Here is a 15,486-nt window from a genome sequence, read left to right as displayed (position 1 = left end):
TCATTATCCCTTAATCCATGTATTGATGTTCCACAAGCTTTTCCGCTTCCTTATTTTATTTCTTTGCCTTCAAAACCCTCTTTTTGCCCAGGATAGCATCGACCTTAGAAATACCAAAATCAATGGTTATCGGGGGATTTGGTTTGAGCTGAATCAAAAATATGCATATGGCGACAAATATTCGGGAGGTTTGGGCACCTACACCGCAAAGCACATTCCATTGGCAGTGTATTCCCCAAAAGCCGATAAAACCTTTTTCGTATACGGTGGTACTACCAATAAGGATAAAAGACGTTTGCTCTGTATGATCGGTTCTTTTGACCACAAGACCTTGACCGTAAATAGGCCGACAGTAGTTTATGACAAAATGGTCGTGGACGACCCGCATGACAATCCCGTACTTTCCATTGGTGATGACGACCATATTTGGGTATTTGTCAGTGGTCGTGGAACAAAACGTAAAGGAATCAAATTACGAAGTGTGAAACCCTTATCCACGGAAAAGTTTCTGATAGTGACCGAAGAGGAATTTACTTATCCGCAGGTATGGAGTACCGACAACGGTTTTTTTCACTTTTTTACGAAGTATACGGGCGTTCGGGAGCTCTATTTTGAAACCAGCGCCGATGGAAGAACGTGGTCCCCTACCCAAAAATTGGCCGGAATCCCTTCCGGGGAAAACAACCGTAGTGGGCATTATCAGGTCAGTGGTTCTTTCAAGGAAGGTAAAAAACTGGCTACTTTTTTTAACCGTCACAACAACGGACATCCCGATGCCAGAACGGATCTTTATTATGTCCAAAGCAAGGATTATGGGAAAACCTGGACCACGGTTCAACAAGATACCCTCTTGCTTCCCATCAGCACTATCGGTAGCCCGGCCAGAGTGATCGACTATAACTCCCAAAAGAAAAATGTATACCTAAAGGATATGCAATTTGATGCAAACGGCCGTCCAATTTTACTATATATAACCAGTAACGGCCACGAGCCGGGGCCCAAAAACGAACCCTATGAGTGGCGTATTACCCAATGGACAGGTCAAAAATGGAAAACGACCGTAGTATGCAGTTCAGACCATAATTATGACATGGGAAGTCTATATCTCGAAAAAGATATCTGGAGAATCGTGGGGCCCACGGAATCTGGCCCACAAAAGTATGGGACAGGTGGAGAAATCGCCGTCTGGGTCTCAAGGGATGACGGAGAACATTGGAAAAAAGAAAAACAAATCACCACTTCCAGTCAGTGGAACCATGACTATGTCCGAAGACCCATATGGGCAAAAGCACCCTTTCAATTCTTTTGGGCGAACGGAAATCCCGAAAAATTTGGCAAGTCCGAGCTTTTCTTCGGAAATTTCAACGGCAATGTTTACAAATTACCCTACACCATGAAAAACGACACTGAGAAGCCCATACCCTATGCCAGGGAATGAAGCTATTTTTTATACCCGACCCTGTTTCATTTGATGGGAGTAATTTCTATTTTTGATCTTAACCTTACCTATTAATGGATAGAAGACGATTTTTGGCCCATTCCTCCATCATGCTTATGGGCAGCTCTTTTTTGGGTTGCCTTTCCAACAACAGGCCTACACTTAAAACTAATCAAATCATTGGCTGTTTAGGGGATAGTATTACCTACGGGAACAAAGAAGGTTATGTGGAACTGTTACAACAACACTATACTGCGAACCATCCTAAAATGAACCTCAACTTCCGGAATTGGGGCAAAAGCAGTGAAACCGTTACCGGACTTACCGAAGAAGACCATCCCGGCCCCAGGCCCTATCTGTTTGAACGCCTGGATGTCCTTATGGATAGTAATCCGGTAGACATTATTACCTTCTGTTATGGTATCAACTGCGGTATTTATGGCCTCCCTTCCCAAGCACTCTTTGACAGTTACAAAACCGGTATCTACACCTTTTTGGAGAAAATAAAACAAAGGAATGTCAAGGCCATACTTTTAACCCCTCCCCCTTTGGTCTTGGATGTAGCTCCTATTGCTCCCGTTACTGACGAAACCGGCTACGGGTATCGGAATCCATATCCAAAATACAACCAAGAAGTGCTTCAGGAGTTTAAGAAAATTGTATTGGATTTTAGCCATGGATCGGTCATGGGTATCATAGACATCAATACCCCCCTTTTTAAAAATAGGGCGGATTGCTATAGTACGGATCCCATTCATCCCAATGCGAAGGGTCACCGATTGATAGCCGATACGATTATCGAAAATTTTGGAATTTAACACGGCATTAAGCCCCAATGGCAGGGTATTTGCTATCTTTATTGTGTATTTGTCCAGGATAATACGATGCAACTAAAATCGATTCTTATACTAGGCTTTGTAAGTTTGGCGACTTCCTTGATGTACGCCCAAACCGATCTTCCTACCCAAAAACCGTTGGAAATCGAAGCGGCCAACAAACTGGATCCCATAGGAAAGCCCAACCAGGGAACCATACTTAATATTCCTTCAATTATAGATGACAAGCCCGAAATGAACCTTAGGGATTCCCTTAGGAATCCGGTAAAAATGCTCCCGGACCGCGAACTGGTGCAGGCCGGGCATGGGATGAAGATAGATCCCAAGGTAGGCCCTAGAAAACCTAAGGAAGGTTCCAAGGAGCATTTTGGGGATATGTATATGGGCGATGTAAAAAGTAACGGCAAATTTGTAGGCGTTATCTGTAGAGATCACGAATTTGTGGATGGCGATCGGGTAAAGATTTACCTAAACGATCAGGTGATCGATCATAACGTATTGCTTACCGGATCCTTTAAAGGGGTAAACATAGATTTGCAAAAGGGTTTCAACAAATTGGATTTTGAAGCCTTGAACGTGGGGTCGTCACCTCCAAATACTGCGCAAGTGGATGTATATGACGATCAAGGGCAATTGATTTATTCTAACAAATGGTTGTTATCCACGGGATCCAAAGCAACACTTATCATTACCAAAGAGTAAATCAGTGGTTCGTTGGGTCGATGGTTCACTTTGATTGAAATTCCAAATCACAAACCTGAAACCTGAAACGTAATTGCCAAATTCCAAATGACAAATCTCAAATTCCAAGGCTTACAGGAGTTAAATCTTCAAATCGGGCCATTTGCAAATCAGAGCAATACTATCCTGTGCCATTCCTCTCATGGTAGGAATCCATCGCTTCGTTCAAATTCCAAATCACAAATCCCAAATCACAAACCTGAAACCTGAAACCTGAAACCTGAAACGTAATTGCCAAATTCCAAATCGCAAATCTCAAATTCCAAGGCCAACCTTACAAAGTTCAAATCTTCAAATCGGGCCATTTGCAAATCAGAGCAATACTATCCTGTGCCATATCCATTAATATTAGGAATCCATCGCCTTATCCAAATAACAAATCTCAAATTCCAAGGCCAAACACAGGTCAAATCTTCAAATCAAGCCATTTTCAAATTGTCACACTAATTTTATTGTTTCATTTAAAAATCAGTCCCTAAACCCAGGCCTGTAAGTTTCCTTAGCCTTTTTTAGCACATCCTCCTTATAATAGGCCACGTCTTTCCATTCCACATTGGAATACGGTAACGCCTGGTCATCAAAATTCGCGGAATCGGGGTCTCCACTCTGGCCTCCGGCCAGGATACTTTTAGCCTTGACGGTATCCCCAAATTCAACAACGGCCACAAAACTGTTCCCTCGGGTACCATAGATTTTTTTGGTATCGTTGTCATAACGCGCCCCGTAGGCCGCCAACGCCCCCCATCTGCCCGAGGCGAAACCGATCGGAATGCTTGGCTTGTCGTCATCAAAGGGCTGGTAAATATCCCCGTTCAATCGCTGGTAACGGTTAACCTCCCCCCAAGGCATTTCCCATGTACCAAAATCAGCTGTTAAGCGATCCAATACTGCCGTAAAAATGGATATTCGCTCCCCCTTTGGCGAGCTGTTCGCGAAATAGTCGATTAATTTCATCCCACCAAGACCATCCGGATAATCCCCGTTCTCCGTATACATGGTGCCATAATAATGGGCCAAGGTCATGGCTACTGATTCCTTTGAAGTTGTGAAATCCCATTTTTCCAATACTTCAATGGCCTTGCCAAGCTTTGGATTTTTATCATCGTGGCCATTATAAGCTTTTATCAATCCAGGAATTAAGCCCTTAAAAGCGGGTAGATACGGGTCATGGGCCAGTTGAATGAGACTATCCAAAGTATATCCTTTTCTACCTTTTAAAAGGTCAATAGCATGTACCCCGCGAAAGTTTTCCCTGTCCAGGGACATATACTTTGGGTAATTCTCCCGTTTTGGACTGTATTCCAGAGCAACGGTATAGGGTGTAGAGTTGCAGTTCTGTATCCAGCCATTCCCGGGATTGAGCACCAGTATGTTCTCATCCACGGTGTGCAGTCCCTGCCAATCGGTTTCGGGATTACTTCCATCCACGGGTCGGGTATAATCAAAACGTGTATCCCGTTTTGGAATAAAGTTCCCGTGAAAGTAGGCAATGTTCCCTTCCGCATCGGCATATACCGTATTATTGGAGGAATTGGTCCGGATATCCATCATTTCTCGGAAACCTTGGTATCCGTTTTGTTTGGTGCGGATATAGGACTGCTTCAAGGCCTTTACCGGTTCCCACATCATGGCAGAGGCCGTCCACCGACCGTCTTCCATATGGGTTATAGGCCCGTGATGGGTGTGGTAGGCGGGAAACGATTTTTCGCTGATTCCATCGCCCACCTTATACTTTAAGATGATTTCCGATGTCTTTACGGGACGTAGCTCCTCTCCGTATTGGTAAAGTAGCTTATCATCCATTGAAACAATGGTTTCCTTAAATTCGTCCAACACATCGGTATAGGTACTGGTATGCATCCATCCGGTCCTTTCATTGAACCCCTGGTACACAAAAAACTGGCCCCAGGTTACCGCCCCGTACGCATTCAAACCTTCCTCGCTCACCACATGCACCTCGCCCCGGAAATAAAATGAGGTATGCGGATTGATCAATAATAGGGTGTTCCCCGATTGGGTCAACGCCCCGGAAATGGCAATTCCATTAGATCCCTGGGGTTCGGCCATAGCATCCCTTTGCTTTATATCCAGTTCTGCTGCCTCGGGAATTTCCATACCACTTTCATAAAATGCCTTGATCTTCTCGGTGGAAATTCGTTCAATATCCCCGCCTATGGAGCCCTCACTAAAGTACATGGGCATCCAGGGTTCAAAGCGTGTCAACAACCTAGGTTTCACCTCGGGATGGGTATATAGGTAATAGTTGATTCCATCCGCAAAGGCATTGCACAGTTTTTTTAGCCATTCCGGGCATTTCTCATAATTAACCTTGGCCTCGTTCTCCGTCATAAACAATTTGGCCCTTAAATCGCTATACAGGGCTTCCTCGCCTTCCACTTCGGCCAGCCGGCCCGTGGCCCAAATATAGTTTTGCTCCACTCGGTTAAAGTCGTCCTCGCATTGGGCATAGAGCAATCCAAAAACGGCATCGGCATCCGTCTTTCCATAAATATGGGGAACACCAAAATCATCACGAACAATACTGACGTTTTCGGCTTGGGTCCGCCATCGTTTTACTTCTGGATCGACGGTATTTTCGGTTTTACAGGAAACCATGCCGACAAAACAAAGCGCAAAAAGGAGTTGGTATTTCATTCTTATGGATTTGCCATGAAAATAAATGTCTTATCCGTGAAATGCTAATTAATGTTCAAAAAATCGAATCTCGCCGATGTCCTACCCAATAGGCCACATTTTCCGTTGTTTAAGGAACACATTTTTTATTCCAATTTTCCAATTCACTGATTAGCAATTAAATACTCTCGATTCCAATACCTGACATATGTCATAAAATAGGTGGGGCATTTCTTCTATTTTTATCCTAATGTAGCTAAAGAATATAATGATGAATACGGCACCGACGGCGAACGATACATTTATCCATTTTGGGACGATATCCAGAATTGAACGGAATTCATTGACCGTTTCCTTGGATGAAAACGTCCATTGCGGATCCTGCCGTGCCAAAGGTACCTGCGGAATTGCCGATTCCAAGGAGGTGGTAGTTTCCGATTCCAAAGGGAGCTTTGCCCTTAACGAACCCGTGGCGGTAGTCCTTAAAAAGGAAACCGGTCTAAAGGCCGTTTTTTGGGCCTATTTATTCCCCTTTGTCTTGGTGATATCCACCTTATGGATCGCTTCGGGATTTTTACACGAATGGGTGGCAGGGCTACTATCGCTTCTGATTTTGGGCCCCTACTACCTCATCCTTTATCTGTTGAAGGACGTGTTTACCCAGGCCTTTAAAATTTCAATATTAAAAGTGTGACATCATGACGGATTCCATACTCTATAGCGTTCTTTTACTGGCCTCCCTAGGAGTAACGGCCGCCATGGTGCTCTATGTAGTCTCCAAAAAGTTCTACGTATATGAGAACCCCTTAATCGCCGAAGTGGAAGATTTGCTCCCCGCCGCCAATTGTGCAGGGTGTGGTTCTCCCGGGTGTAAGGCCTTCGCCGAAAAATTGGTAGGTACGGATGATATCTCCGATCTGTTCTGCCCCGTAGGGGGGAACGATGTTATGCAATTGGTTTCTGAGGCCTTGGGCAAGGAAGTGGCGGAAAAAGACCCAACGGTAGCCGTGGTACGCTGTCAGGGGGCTTGTGATGTACGGCCCAAGACCAGTGAATATCAAGGTCCAAAATCCTGCGCGATTTCCTCCTTGATCTATAGCGGTGAGACGGATTGCCAATATGGGTGTTTGGGAGATGGGGATTGCGTTGCGGTCTGTAAGTTCGATGCCATGTATATGGACGAAACCACTGGCCTACCGGTGGTCATCACCGATAAATGTACTTCTTGTGGTATGTGTGCCGAGGCCTGCCCTCGTGATATCATAGAAATGCGGCCCAAGCACAAACGGGACCTTAAGATTTATGTGGGATGTTTGAACGAGGATAAGGGCGGAATTGCCAGAAAAGCGTGTTCCGTAGCTTGCATAGGATGTTCCAAGTGTTTGGATATCTGCCCCAAGGAAGCCATTACCATGGTCAACAATCTTGCGTATATCGACCCTGCCTATTGCACCCTTTGTAGAAAATGCGTACCGGTATGTCCTACCGATTCCATTGTGGAAACCAATTTCCCACCCAAAAAAGTAAAAAAGGTAGTTCCCGATGTTGTGGCCCAGGTTGAATCCATAATAGCAGAGAACAATGCTTAAGACCTTCCCAAAAGGAGGTATCCATCCTCCGGAAAACAAATTGACTTCGTCCAGGCCGATACAACGATTACCCGTGCCCAAAGTGGTCTATGTCCCCATAGCACAGCATATAGGAATCCCTGCGGAGATTGTGGTAGATCGAAAGGATAAGGTGGAAATAGGGCAGGTCATTGCCAAATCCGGCGGATTTGTCTCTTCCAATATCCATTCCCCCGTGGCCGGGACCGTCACCAAATTGGATATGATTGTAGATAGTTCGGGCTACAAAAAGCAATGTATCGTCATCCGTACGGATGCCAAGAATACATCCAATTTTGAGGAGACCACGTATCCCTTGAAAAAGGAAATCGACTTGGAACCCCAGGAGATATTGCAACGCATTTCCGATTATGGTATCGTTGGGCTGGGGGGCGCCACTTTCCCGTCGCACGTAAAACTGAACATAAAGGCGGATAAAAAAATAGATTGTCTGGTCATCAACGGCGTGGAATGCGAACCGTATTTGACGGCAGACCATAGATTGATGCTGGAAAAGGGCGAGGAAATCCTGATGGGTATCAAAATCCTGATGTACGCCCTAAACGTACCCCGGGCGATCATCGGCATTGAAAACAACAAAAGGGATGCCATTGAAACCTTCAAAAAACTGACGTTGCAGGAACCCAAGATCCAGGTGGCCGCCCTACAGGTAAAATATCCACAGGGCGGGGAAAAACAATTGGTACGGGCCTTATTGAAGCGGGAAGTTCCTAAAAATGGACTGCCCCTGGACGTAGGTGTAATCGTGCATAATGTGGGGACCATTTTTGCCATTTACCAGGCGGTACAGCATAACGTTCCTTTGATCGAACGCGTTGTGACGGTTACGGGCAAGAAAATGGAGAAGGCCTCCAACTTTTGGGTAAGGATAGGAACGCCCATAAAAGACCTGATTACCGAAGTAGGCGGTATGCCGGAGGGTACCCGTAAAATTGTCAATGGCGGCCCTATGATGGGGAAGGCCCTAAAAAATACGGATGTACCGGTGACCAAGGGCACTTCGGGCATATTGGTCATTTCAGAGGATGAGGCAAGCCGGGGCGAGACCAAACCCTGTATCCGCTGTGGCGAATGCGTATCGGTCTGCCCTATGGGATTGGAACCCCACTTATTGATGAACCTTTCGGAAAAAGGGATGTTCGAAAATGCCGGTCAGGAGGATATCCTTACCTGCATTGAATGTGGTTCGTGTAGTTATGTATGCCCTTCGCACAGACCGCTGCTGGATTACATCCGATTTGGAAAAAGTATTGTCAAAAAGTTGGACGTCTCAAAGAATTAAGAATATATGGATAGCCCTCCTATTGTTATCTCCGCCTCACCCCATGTACATTCCGACCGGACTTCCAAACGCATCATGTATGACGTGGTCATCGCCATGGTTCCCGCCTTTTTGGTCTCCCTGTACGTGTTCGGGGTCAGTGCGTTTATCGCTACGGCAACGGCCGTTGTTTCCTGCCTCCTGTTCGAATATCTGATTCAGAAATACCTTTTAAGGACGGAAATCACCATAGCCGATGGTTCGGCCTTGATCACCGGAATTTTGTTGGCTTTTAACCTGCCCGCAGGGTTGCCTATTTGGATGATCGTCGTCGGTAGTTTGGTGGCCATAGGCATTGCGAAGCTTTCCTTTGGGGGCCTGGGATTCAATATCTTTAATCCCGCTTTGGTAGGCCGGGTATTCCTCCTGGTCTCCTTCCCTGTACAAATGACCTTATGGCCTACCGCTGTTGAAAACAATACCACCTTGGCCGATGCCATTACTGGGGCCACCACCTTGGGAATCATCAAGGACGGACTGCAATTTGGCGGAACCATGACAGAACTGAGTGCCCAACTCCCCTCCCATCTCAATCTGTTTTTGGGGATTACCGGAGGATCCTTGGGTGAAATGTCCGCCTTGGCCCTACTCTTGGGCGGTTTGTATCTCATCGCACGAAAAGTGATTACCTGGCACATTCCGGTGGCCGTATTGGGCACCATGGCCCTAATGACCGGAATTTTCTGGTGGGCCGATCCACAGCACTATGCCAATCCCTTGATCCATATCTTGTCCGGAGGTGCCATCCTCGGTGCTTTCTATATGGCGACCGATCTGGTAACCAGTCCGGTGACCAAAAAGGGGATGCTGATCTTTGCCATAGGTATCGGGGTGATCACAGTGGTCATTCGGTTGTTCGGATCCTATCCGGAAGGGATTTCCTTTGCCATCTTGATCATGAACGCCTTTGTACCCCTGATCAACAAATATTTCAAACCGCGTAGATTCGGTTCCAAAATAAAGGCCAAAATTGTATGATGATGCAGAAAAAAGAATCGACTTTCCTCAATATGGTGCTGTCCCTTTTGGTCATCACTTTGGCAGCGGGATTCTCCCTGGGCTATGTAAACGACATCACCCTGGAACCTAAGGCCAAGGCCAAATTGGCGAAAAAGGTCAATGCCCTTAAAACGGTACTGCCCGAATTTGACAATGATGCGGTTTCGGAAGTCGTTGTCGTTAAACCGGAATCCGTAAGGGACAGTATTGAAATCTATCCGGCTTTTCAAAATGGGGAATTCGTCGGGGCCGCGGTAACCGGATCTTCGGAAAAAGGGTATAGTGGCCTCATACGGATTATGGTAGGCTTTACGCCTGATGGCCATATTTATAATATCTCTGTTTTGGAACAAAAGGAAACCCCGGGATTGGGCACAAAGATGAAGGGCGAAAAGTTCCTGCGGCAATTTCGGGACAAAGATCCGAGCCAATACGATTTAAAGGTGGCAAAGGATGGAGGCGAAGTCGATGCGCTGACGGGAGCCACCATCACCACCCGGGCCTTTACGGAAGCCACACAATTGGCGTACGATGTCTTTATGGAACGGAAAGGACAATGGGCAATGGACAGTGATCAATGAACAATGATAAGTGTTGAGTGTTGAGTGTTGAGTAAAAAGTAATAAGTAAATGGTTGATAGTTGGCGTTAGACCAAGAGCAATGAAGTGGTAAGTGGTAAGTGGTAAGTGGTAAGTGGTAAGTGGTAAGTGGTAAGTGGTAAGTGGTAAGTGGTAAGTGGTAAGTAAAATAGTTAAAAATTGATATCGGAGTAAGGCGATAAGCGATTGGCATTGGACAATGAACAGTTATCAGTGAAAGATGAACAGTAAAAAGTTATTAGTAAGAAGTAAATAGTTGATAGCTGGCCATAGGCGCATAACGTTAAGCGATAGGCAATATTTCAGTAAACAATAAGCAATGAACAATTATCAGTGAGCAATAAGACAATAACATAGTAACCCAATAACCAATAACCCGCAACAGACATCTGACATCTAATAAAAACCAATGAACAAAACACTCGATCAAAAGCAGAACTTTTTAAAGGGCATCATTAAGGAGAACCCGGTCTTTGTAATGCTCTTGGGGATGTGTCCTGCCCTAGGGGTAACCTCATCGGCCTTTAATGGGCTGGGAATGGGGGTTGCTACCTTGTTCGTCCTCTTGATGTCCAACGTGGTCGTTTCCCTGATCAAATCCCAAATACCGAACAAAGTTCGGATTCCGGCCTTTATCATTATCATCGCTTCCTTTGTGACCGTGGTGGAGATGGTGTTGGAGGCCTATATCCCCTTTTTATATGAGCAGTTGGGCATCTTTATCCCTTTGATCGTGGTCAACTGCCTGATATTAGGCAGGGCGGAGGCCTTCGCCTCCAAGAACAAGCTGTTCTCTTCCATTTTGGATGCGCTGGGGATGGGTTTGGGCTTTACCATTGCCCTCACGACCCTGGGGGCCACACGTGAAATCCTGGGGAGCGGGAGTATTTTTGATATCAAGTTCGTAGGTGAGGATGCCAATACTTTTATCCTGTTCATTCTACCTCCCGGCGCCTTTATCGCTTTGGCGTATTTAGCCGTCCTCTTCCAAAGATTAACCCCTAAAACTTCCTAGGCATGGACTATCTGGTTATCCTTATCGCGGCCGTATTCGTCAACAATATTGTACTCTCCCAGTTCTTGGGCATATGTCCCTTTTTGGGGGTATCCAACCGAATATCCACCTCGGTGGGGATGTCCGGGGCCGTACTCTTTGTGATGACCATTGCCACTACCGTCACCTATTTGTTACACCAATATATTCTGATACCTTCCGGACTGGATTATCTCCGCACCATTACCTTTATTCTGGTCATCGCCGCCTTAGTGCAAATGGTAGAGATCATCCTAAAAAAGGTAAGTCCGCCTTTGTACCAGGCCCTGGGGGTCTTCCTGCCTTTGATCACTACCAACTGTGCAGTTCTGGGGGTAGCCATCCTGGCCTTGGGATTGGAGAACGGCAGTTTGTTAAAGGCGGTGTTCTTTGCGTTGTCCCACGCTATAGGATTTTCTTTGGCTTTGGTGGTCTTTGCCAGTATTCGGGAGTTTTTGGAATTGGCCAATCTCCCCGAGGGAATGAAGGGTGTTCCTATTAACCTCTTGGTAGCCGGCCTACTATCCCTGGCCTTTTTAGGCTTTGCGGGTTTGGTGTAGGAATTTTTTTGAATTCACTTATAAAAAATAGTACATTGCTTTTGTGCTAAGAAAAGCTAGCAAAGGAAAACAAATAACTAAGTTGCTAACTGTAATCAACTAATATGAGTAAAGTAGCCAATCAGCAAAGGAAGTTTTATAACTTTCTTAAAAAGCATGAGCTAGCGCGGACTTCTTTTACTCAGAAGCAAATATCAGATGCAACAGGATATAGTCTAAAAGGCACGGTAAGGGCCAAACTCAGTAGAAATGAATGGGACAAGGTTTTAGCGCGGAAAAGTGAAAATCGATACATATCCAAACCAGTGAGTCACTTGAGTTTGCAAGAGTTCATGGCAAGACTCAGTACCAAGAGAGGAATTGGAACAGTAAACAAAGGTCCAATAAGTCAGTCCGAAAGGCTTCTTAAACAAGCAAAAGACAACTACACTCTTTCCCTTGAAATTTACAATCGTCCGAGTTTAGAAAACCGAATTCAGGCTTTTACACTGATTCATTGTGCAGCATGGGAACATTTTTTCAAAGCTTTGATTTCATCAAAGAAGGGTAAAGACGCCATCTTCAAATCCAAGAAGAGTGGCCGAACCAAAGGCCTCGAAGAGTGTGCGAAAGAGCTTCTTGGACAAAACAGTAAGGTGTTCAGAAACCTCAAACTGATTATCGATTTACGGAATACCTCCACACATCATATTTTACCAGAACTAAGCGCCGCATACTCACCTATATTCCAAGCTTCCGTAATCAACTTTATCAAGCTCTGGAAAAAAGAGGTTTCAGAACCCCTTCTCCCAGAGTCTTCATTAGGCTTGATGTCATTGACAACCGGTGAAACTGAAATAAAATGGGAAGCCGTTAAAACCAAATATGGGCCAGACCTTGTCAAAGAGATTGAGTCAACTATCAATGCGGTCATCCAAGAAATAGAGGATGTTAAGGATAATGAATTTGCAATTAGTTTTGCTCATACCCTTAGATTTGCTAAGGAGGGTGAAGAAGACTTCACTATCAGGCAACTAATAGATGGCGAAAAGTTAGTGGTCCATAAGAATGCACCGGATCACTCTAACGAGTTGCTTTCTAAGATGGTAATAGAAAAAGTTAACGAGCGACTGGTGGATGAACTAAGTGATGGTGATTTGAAACTGCTTTTTCCAAATTCAAAGACATCACCACCATCCATGAATTCGAACGATTGGAGTGCGATATCAACTGATCAAAAATGGAAAAGCGGGAACAATAAGTTCCACAGAGAACATGGGGTTATAAATCGGAGCACCTATACAATAGAGTGCGTCCATTGGATAGTTCAAAAACTAAAAGACGAACCAGATTATTTGCCTAGAGTGAAGGCAAAATATAATAAATCTAGAAAAAAGAAATAAAAAACTAATGGACAACTCCGTACATAGCACATGAATAGCATAAAATTGCCCTCTAATTTTATTGAACAATTTTCCACCTTTGGTACACAACGTAAGTTTACTGCGTTATTTTTTATTAGTATCATCCATAAATCAAGAATATGAAAATATTTGCAGTTTCCATTTATCTAATACTTCTAATTTTACCATTACAAGGCCAACCCGAAAACATAGATTACAGCAGGTATGTTTCTTTATATGACAGCGGCAAACATAAGACCGCCCTTAAAGAAATGAACAAGATAATCAAGAACGGTTCGGACGACAACAGAAACTACTTTATAAGGGGAATGGCCAATTTGAAACTTAAGAATTACAAGGCCGCTATTATTGACTTGACCGAGGCCATCGATCGTAATATTAATAAGCCTTCACGGGCGTACTATGCAAGGGGATCGGCAAAAGTAATTATTGGGGACTATAATGCCGGAATCAGTGATCTTTCCGAGGCCATCAAGCTTGATACGACGTATTTCGATGCCTATAGAGATCGGGGTAGGGCTTGGTTGGAAGTGAAAGAGTACGAAAAGGCCCTAGACGATACGGACAGGGGTATGGAAATGAATCCGTCAAGTTTTGTAATCTTCGTTACCAGAGGGGTCGCAAAATTCAATCTAAAAGATTACGATGGGGCCTTGAAGGAGTACTATAAAGCCATTTCCCTTAATCCGCACAATGGTGTTACATATTACAAAAGAGGTCTGGTAAAAGAACAAATGAAAGATATCGATGGGGCTATGTTGGACTATGATCGAGCAATCAGGTTAGACCCGAAAAAGATGTCAAGAGCATATGTAAAAAGAGGCATGCTTAAGTCGGGAAAGGATGATTTTAGAGGCGCCATCAAGGACTACAACAAAGCGATCAAAATCGATCCGGATGATTACATAGCATATGCCAATAGAGGAGTTGCCAAGGCAAGAAGCAAGCGAAAGAACTACAAAGGTTCGATTAAGGATTTTACAAAAGCTATCCAATTGTATCCCAATAGACCGGGCGCGTACAATAATCGTGGCTTTTCCAAATATAATCTTGGGATGTACAAGGAATCGATAGATGATTATAACAAGGCCATTGAAATTAATCCGAATTACTCCTACCCCCATACCAATAGAGGTAGATCGTTAATCGAATTAAATCAAAATTCGCAAGCTTGCATTGATTTTAAAAGAGCTTTGGAGTTGGGAGATGAAGATGCGACCGAGTACATAGAAAAGCATTGTGGTCGAGAATAGATAGTTGATGTTTTCTCTCTTTTTGCCCTATTGATTATGAGTAGAGTTAAGCATATTAATAAATCATATAGTTGTTAAATCATCTTAGGAATTTGATCATACTTAAAACTATATATAATTTGTTCCTGTCAGATTTAGAAAAGGAAATCATAGCAATTAATTGACTTTACCATTAGGAAGAAAAATCATAAGTCCTTTTCCACAACTAAAGTTACTCAGAACCGTTTTGCGCAATTTGTAGTAACTCAAATTTCTTATACGATTTGAAAAAGACAGCTATTAATATCCCGACCGAAAAATGGTGTGAGATAATCTATGGATTAAGAAAAAAAGGTTGGGTTGTTAGTGCAAAATATTATGGGTTTGACGCGGGCATCGATCAAGACTTTTTAATTTTAAGGAAAGGACTAAAAAGAGTTATGTTTGGTTGGGATAACTTGTTGGAAGGAGAGATTAAATGTAAAGACAAACTTTTTGAGTATTTTGAGTCTGAATTCAATATGGAATTTGAATATGGAAAACCAACAAATCTGAAACCCTTAGTTGTTATAACCTATAAAATCCAATCACTACCATTGTTTTTAGTTAAAAAATTGAAACTTTGAAAAATAACAAGACCGAAGTTATATGGCTTATTTCAATTTTTATTATTTCCCTATTGATTGGCTCTCAACTTTTTGGACTAAAGAATTTTATCTCTTGGGGAGTTGATATAAATATACATGACACATACTTTGTAATTGATTCTATTAACAGCTTCCTCAGTCTAACTTTTTTATTAATATTCATCACATTTCTTCCGAAGATTATTATCCAGAAATTTGAAAACCTGTTTTCAAATTTCACATTCTTGGTTGCCAATGGCTATTTAATTTTTTTGACTACTTTTTTGATTTCCATTATGGTTTTGCTGTCGACTACTAAAATGCCAACGTCCGGTGTTTCCGAAAAAGGTTGGACAATATATCCTCCGCTGACTTCCGGGCCGAGTGTGGATGAACTAATTGATTATAACTATATACGACAAGTTTTAATAGCAT

General features: G+C 43.7%; 14 protein-coding genes. 13 read left to right on the top strand and 1 reads right to left on the bottom strand.

Annotation, left to right across the window (positions count from 1 at the left end; all coding sequences use genetic code 11):
* Positions 1-25: 25 nt before the first annotated feature.
* From ACO06Y_RS07920 to ACO06Y_RS07910, 3 genes are all read left to right on the top strand, one after another.
* A complete protein-coding gene (locus ACO06Y_RS07920) occupies positions 26-1,438 on the top strand; it encodes a BNR-4 repeat-containing protein (protein WP_422083302.1) in 1,413 nt (470 codons plus the stop codon).
* Between the two features lie 74 nt (positions 1,439-1,512).
* The gene (locus tag ACO06Y_RS07915) at positions 1,513-2,256 is read left to right on the top strand and encodes a GDSL-type esterase/lipase family protein (protein WP_422083301.1); all 744 of its coding nucleotides are present in this window, start codon (positions 1,513-1,515) and stop codon (positions 2,254-2,256) included.
* Positions 2,257-2,322: 66 nt separating this feature from the next.
* Positions 2,323-2,976, top strand: a complete 654-nt coding sequence (locus tag ACO06Y_RS07910) for a hypothetical protein (RefSeq protein WP_422083300.1) — start codon at positions 2,323-2,325, stop codon at positions 2,974-2,976.
* 507 nt (positions 2,977-3,483) lie between these two features.
* Here the strand turns inward: ACO06Y_RS07910 and ACO06Y_RS07905 are convergent.
* A complete protein-coding gene (locus ACO06Y_RS07905) occupies positions 3,484-5,670 on the bottom strand; it encodes an acylase (protein ID WP_422083299.1) in 2,187 nt (728 codons plus the stop codon).
* A gap of 247 nt (positions 5,671-5,917) precedes the next feature.
* Between ACO06Y_RS07905 and ACO06Y_RS07900 the strand changes: the two genes are divergently transcribed.
* The 10 genes from ACO06Y_RS07900 (at position 5,918) to ACO06Y_RS07855 (ending at position 15,051) form a co-directional block, all read left to right on the top strand.
* A complete protein-coding gene (locus tag ACO06Y_RS07900; protein WP_422083298.1) occupies positions 5,918-6,343 on the top strand; it encodes a SoxR reducing system RseC family protein in 426 nt (141 codons plus the stop codon).
* Positions 6,344-6,347: 4 nt separating this feature from the next.
* On the top strand, positions 6,348-7,238 hold the full coding sequence (locus ACO06Y_RS07895; protein WP_422083297.1) for a Fe-S cluster domain-containing protein: 891 nt from the start codon (positions 6,348-6,350) through the stop codon (positions 7,236-7,238).
* Positions 7,231-8,559 carry an electron transport complex subunit RsxC gene (gene rsxC / locus ACO06Y_RS07890; protein ID WP_422083296.1) on the top strand — a complete coding sequence of 443 codons (1,329 nt, stop codon included), beginning with the start codon at positions 7,231-7,233 and terminating at the stop codon, positions 8,557-8,559. Before ACO06Y_RS07895 ends, rsxC begins: the two co-directional genes overlap by 8 nt.
* Before the next feature lie 6 nt (positions 8,560-8,565).
* On the top strand, positions 8,566-9,576 hold the full coding sequence (locus ACO06Y_RS07885) for an RnfABCDGE type electron transport complex subunit D (RefSeq protein WP_422083295.1): 1,011 nt from the start codon (positions 8,566-8,568) through the stop codon (positions 9,574-9,576).
* Positions 9,573-10,178 carry an RnfABCDGE type electron transport complex subunit G gene (locus ACO06Y_RS07880; protein WP_422083294.1) on the top strand — a complete coding sequence of 202 codons (606 nt, stop codon included), beginning with the start codon at positions 9,573-9,575 and terminating at the stop codon, positions 10,176-10,178. The genes ACO06Y_RS07885 and ACO06Y_RS07880 overlap by 4 nt, the downstream gene beginning before the upstream one ends.
* 428 nt (positions 10,179-10,606) lie before the next feature.
* Positions 10,607-11,212, top strand: a complete 606-nt coding sequence (locus tag ACO06Y_RS07875; RefSeq protein WP_422083293.1) for an RnfABCDGE type electron transport complex subunit E — start codon at positions 10,607-10,609, stop codon at positions 11,210-11,212.
* 2 nt (positions 11,213-11,214) lie between these two features.
* Positions 11,215-11,790 (top strand): electron transport complex protein RnfA, encoded by a 576-nt coding sequence (locus ACO06Y_RS07870; RefSeq protein ID WP_422083292.1) that lies wholly within the window; start codon positions 11,215-11,217, stop codon positions 11,788-11,790.
* Positions 11,791-11,894: 104 nt separating this feature from the next.
* Positions 11,895-13,172 carry a DUF3644 domain-containing protein gene (locus ACO06Y_RS07865; RefSeq protein WP_422083291.1) on the top strand — a complete coding sequence of 426 codons (1,278 nt, stop codon included), beginning with the start codon at positions 11,895-11,897 and terminating at the stop codon, positions 13,170-13,172.
* A gap of 140 nt (positions 13,173-13,312) precedes the next feature.
* Positions 13,313-14,446, top strand: a complete 1,134-nt coding sequence (locus ACO06Y_RS07860) for a tetratricopeptide repeat protein (protein ID WP_422083290.1) — start codon at positions 13,313-13,315, stop codon at positions 14,444-14,446.
* A gap of 263 nt (positions 14,447-14,709) precedes the next feature.
* Entirely contained in the window at positions 14,710-15,051 is a 342-nt protein-coding gene (locus ACO06Y_RS07855) for a hypothetical protein (protein WP_422083289.1), read from the top strand.
* Positions 15,052-15,486 lie beyond the last annotated feature (435 nt).

It is taken from the genome of Ulvibacterium sp., assembly GCF_965228935.1.
In the GTDB taxonomy this organism is placed as follows: Bacteria; Bacteroidota; Bacteroidia; order Flavobacteriales; family Flavobacteriaceae; genus Ulvibacterium.
This window is presented reverse-complemented; position numbering and strand designations above follow the sequence as displayed.